This window comes from Kitasatospora arboriphila, assembly GCF_039528095.1.
GTDB lineage: Bacteria > Actinomycetota > Actinomycetes > Streptomycetales > Streptomycetaceae > Kitasatospora > Kitasatospora arboriphila.
Genome location: NZ_BAAALD010000122.1, coordinates 13,798 through 17,585, shown reverse-complemented (window position 1 = coordinate 17,585; position 3,788 = coordinate 13,798). Strand labels below are relative to the sequence as shown.

Below are 3,788 nucleotides of genomic sequence, written 5' to 3'. Positions count from 1 at the left end.
GGCCGGGCCCGGGGGGCAGGACTGCCGCAGGGGGTGCGGCAGCGGCCCGCTGGGCGGGTCCGGCGGCCACCGCGAACGCCGGGAGCACCGTGCCGCGCACTCGCGGACCCCGGACCGGCGCACCCGCCGTACCGCGCACGCGGCGCGGCCTGCGGTCGAGCCCCGGATCGCCGAGGCGGGCCGTCCGTTCGGGGTGGGCGAGGACGGATCGCGGAGTCGGGGCGGCGGCTGCCATGGCGATCGACCTCCTTCCACACCGGGCCCTAAGCCCGGTCCCCTCCACCGTGGAACGGCGCCGGCCGTCCGGCAGCTCGCATCGCCTGTGCACCGTTCCGGGCACGTCGGGCTCGTCCGGCCCGCGGCGGGCGGCGTGTCCGGGCGGCGGCGGCCGGGCGGCGGGCGTACCGTGCCGGGGTGGAGATCCCCACCGACCTGACGGCGAGCCTCGCCGAGGCCAGCATCACCACCGGGGGAGTGGCCCGCCGACTCGGCGTCTCGCCCACCACCGTCCGCTCCTGGGAACGCCGCTACGGCATCGGCCCGTCCGGCCACGAGGCGGGCCGGCACCGCCGCTGGCGACCGCAGGACGTCGCCGTGCTGGAGTCGATGTGCCGCCTCACCGCGCACGGCGTGCCGCCCGCCGAGGCCGCCCGGCTCGCCCTGGCCGGCACCCTCGTCCGCGTCCCGCAGGGCCGTGCCGAGGTCCGCGACACCGCAGGACCGGACGAACCCCGCGAGTCGGGCGGCGGGCGGGGGCCGGCCCGGGGGCCCCGCCGGCCGGAGTGCCGCGGCCGCGGCCGGGCCGCCGTCCGCCTGGACGCGCCCGTGGTGGAGCGGATGCTCGACGCGGCCGTCGCCGAACTCGGCGTGGTCACCGCCTGGGACGAGGTGATGATGCCCGCCCTGCGGGCCGTCGGCCGCAAGTGGGCCACCGAGGGCGAGCGGTACGTCGAGGTGGAGCACCTGCTGTCCTGGCACATCTCCGGAGCCCTGCGGAAGGCCACCCGCTGCACCGAACCGGCCGCACCCGTGGCGCCGGTGCTGCTCGCCGGCATGCCGGGGGAACTGCACTCGCTGGCGCTGGAGGCGGTCGCCGCCGGACTGACCCGGCGGGGCGTGCCGTTCCGGATGTTCGGGCCCGCCGTGCCGACCGCCGCCCTGGTCGAGGCCGTCCGGCGGATCGGCCCGTCGGCGGTGCTGCTCTGGTCGCAGTGCCGGAGCACCGCGGACCCCCGCCTCGCCCAGCTCGCCGCCGCGACCGCCTGGGGCCCGCGCGGTGCCCGGGCCCGACCGGCGGTGCTGCTCGGTGGTCCCGGCTGGGCCGGGGTCGGCCGCATCGCCGGCACCGTCCGCCCCCGCCGCCTCCCCGAGGGCCTGGCCCACCTGGAGGCGCTGGCCACCGCCTGACGCCGCGTCGGAGAGCTCGTGCCCGGGTGAGGCCGGGTCCGGCCCCCGCTGCGGCGGCGGCGAAGCGGGCGGCGCCCACCTGCACCGGACGGGCGACCACGGCGGCCCCTGCCGCCACCGGCCCACCGAACGGCTCGGTGAGCGGGCCCGCCCGTTCACCACCGGCTACCGGGCCTTCGTCCACCGCCACCGCGAGGTGCTCGCCGCCAACCACCGCACCGCCCGCGCCGCGGCCGGCCTCGACCGGCTCAGCGGCCTGCCCGAACTGCCCGCCGCCGAACGCGACCGGCGAGCGGATCCGCCCTGACCCCGGCCGCCGCGTCCGCCAGCACCTCCCGGGCGGCCCGCGCACCGGAGGCCAGCGCCCCCTGCACCGACCCGGTCGCCCGGTGGTCCCCGCAGACGAACCGGCCGCCGCCCAGCGCGGCCGGCCGGGTCAGCGGGTGCGGGGCCGGCATCGCGGGCAGCGCGTACGGGATCCGGCGGTCCGCCAGGTGCTCCCAGCCGGCCGTGTCCACCCGGTACAGCTCGGCCAGCCGGGCCCGTACCTGAGGCTCCCAGGCAGCCGCCCCCAGCACCGAGGTCGCCACCAGCGCCCGCCCGTCGCCCGAGCACCCGGGCACCACCTCGGACAGCACCACGCTGTTCAGCACCCGGCCGTCGGTGTCGACCAGCAGCGTCGGCTCGGCCAGCGGCGACACCGGCGCCGCGTGGTACACCGTGGTCACCGGACGCCCGGGCGGAACCGGCAGCCCGGGCAGCAGCCGCGCCGCCTCCGGAGCCTCGGTCGCCACCACCACCCGCCCGGCGGGCACCTCCGTGCCGTCATCGAGCAGCACCCCCGCGTCCGTCAGTTCCGCCACCGGCGACTCCAGCGCCACCGTGCCCGGCGGCAGCCCGGCCGCCAGCTGCTCCGGCACCGCGCCGATCCCGGCCTCCGGCAGGCAGAGGGTGCCGCGCAGCAGGCTCCGCCACACCAGGTGGAAGAACCGGCTCGACGTCTCCAGGCCGTCCTCCAGGAAGATCCCGGCGAGGAACGGCCGCAGCACCGCGTCCACGGTCTCCGGCGAGACGCCCGCCGAGACCAGCGCGCCGCGGGTCGGCACGTCCCGGCCGCGCCGCAGCACGGCGGCCGGCAGCACCATGTCGCGGGCGCTCAGCAGCCCCAGCGCCACCACGTCCCGGAACGGGGCGAGCCGGCCGGGCAGCAGGTCGCCGGCCAGGTCGGGCCGCCGCGTCGGATCGGCGAACCGGTACCGGCCGCGCCCGCCCGCCAGGACGAAGCCCGCGGTGAACGGGTGCAGCCGCAGCGCCCGCAGGTCGAACCGCCGGCGCACCTGCGGGTAGGAGGTGTTGAACACCTGGAACCCGCGGTCCAGCCGGAACCCGCGGACCAGGTCGGTGCGCATCCGCCCGCCCACCCCGTCCGAGGCCTCCAGGACGGCCACCTCCAGCCCGGCCGCCACCAGGTCCCGGGCGCATGCCAGCCCCGCGAGCCCGGCACCGACCACCACCACGTCCGGTGAAGACACCTCACCGACTCCTCTCCGTTCGGCCGCACACCCCGTGCACGGCAGCCCGCCCCCGGGTACGGATGCCCCTGTGAACCGCACCCTCCTCCGCCTCACCGGCGCGGCCACCGCCGTCTACGGCCTGGCCGTCACCCGCCGCCCCGCCCTGCTCGCCCGGCCCTCCGGCCTCGCCGCCCCGGACGGCACCGTCCCCGCGCCGGTCGCCGCCTGCATCTCCCCGCTGGCCCTGCGCGACGCGGCCTGCGGCCTGGCGATGCTGCTGGCCCCCGACGACCGCAGCCTGCGCACCGCCACCCTGCTGCGGATCGCCGCCGACCTCGGCGACGCCGCCCTGCTCTCCGGGGCCGTCCCGGCCGTCACCGGCCTGCCCACGGCCCGGTACCGGGCGGCCGCCCTGGTGGTCTCGCTCGGCTGGGGCGCCCTCTCCGTCGCCGGGCTGCTGCGGCCCGACCGCGTCCCCGACCGTGCTTCCGACCGCATCCCCGAGCGCGTCCCCGATCCGGAGCCCTGACGGCCGCCTCCGGGCCCCTCCCGGCGGGCCACCGAGCGCTGCGTGAACGCTGCGGATGGCCCGGGCGCGAGGTCCGCAGGAGGGTGGAACAGGTGCAGACAGGTCCGCCGGCGCGCCACGCGGCAGCGGCCGGCGGGCCGGTCCGACGGTGGATGCACGGGCCCGGGCAGCGGATGCCCCGGGCCCGTTCCGCGTGCTCGCGGCACCTTCCGCCTGCGGTCGGTGTGCCATGGGGCCGGCCCCTCCGTGCGGTGCGGTGACGGACAGCGGGTTGCGGTGGCCGACGGCTGTCGACGGTCGGGGACGGGGTCGGCGAGGCGGCGGCGCGGCGCGCGCGG

At 79.5% G+C, this 3,788-nt stretch carries 4 protein-coding genes; 2 read left to right on the top strand and 2 right to left on the bottom strand.

The window, feature by feature from the left end; genetic code table 11:
* A partial coding sequence (locus ABD353_RS35605) for a hypothetical protein (RefSeq protein ID WP_344627852.1) occupies positions 1-235 on the bottom strand: 235 nt, incomplete at its 3' end.
* A gap of 179 nt (positions 236-414) precedes the next feature.
* Between ABD353_RS35605 and ABD353_RS35600 the strand changes: the two genes are divergently transcribed.
* On the top strand, positions 415-1,407 hold the full coding sequence (locus ABD353_RS35600) for a MerR family transcriptional regulator (protein WP_344627851.1): 993 nt from the start codon (positions 415-417) through the stop codon (positions 1,405-1,407).
* Between the two features lie 248 nt (positions 1,408-1,655).
* Here the strand turns inward: ABD353_RS35600 and ABD353_RS35595 are convergent, their stop codons facing one another.
* Entirely contained in the window at positions 1,656-2,939 is a 1,284-nt protein-coding gene (locus ABD353_RS35595; RefSeq protein WP_344627850.1) for an NAD(P)/FAD-dependent oxidoreductase, read from the bottom strand.
* Positions 2,940-3,009: 70 nt separating this feature from the next.
* On the opposite strand from ABD353_RS35595, the gene ABD353_RS35590 reads away from it, so the two are divergent.
* Complete coding sequence (locus ABD353_RS35590; RefSeq protein ID WP_344627849.1) at positions 3,010-3,450, top strand: hypothetical protein; 441 nt, start codon at positions 3,010-3,012, stop codon at positions 3,448-3,450.
* The last annotated feature ends 338 nt before the right edge of the window (positions 3,451-3,788 follow it).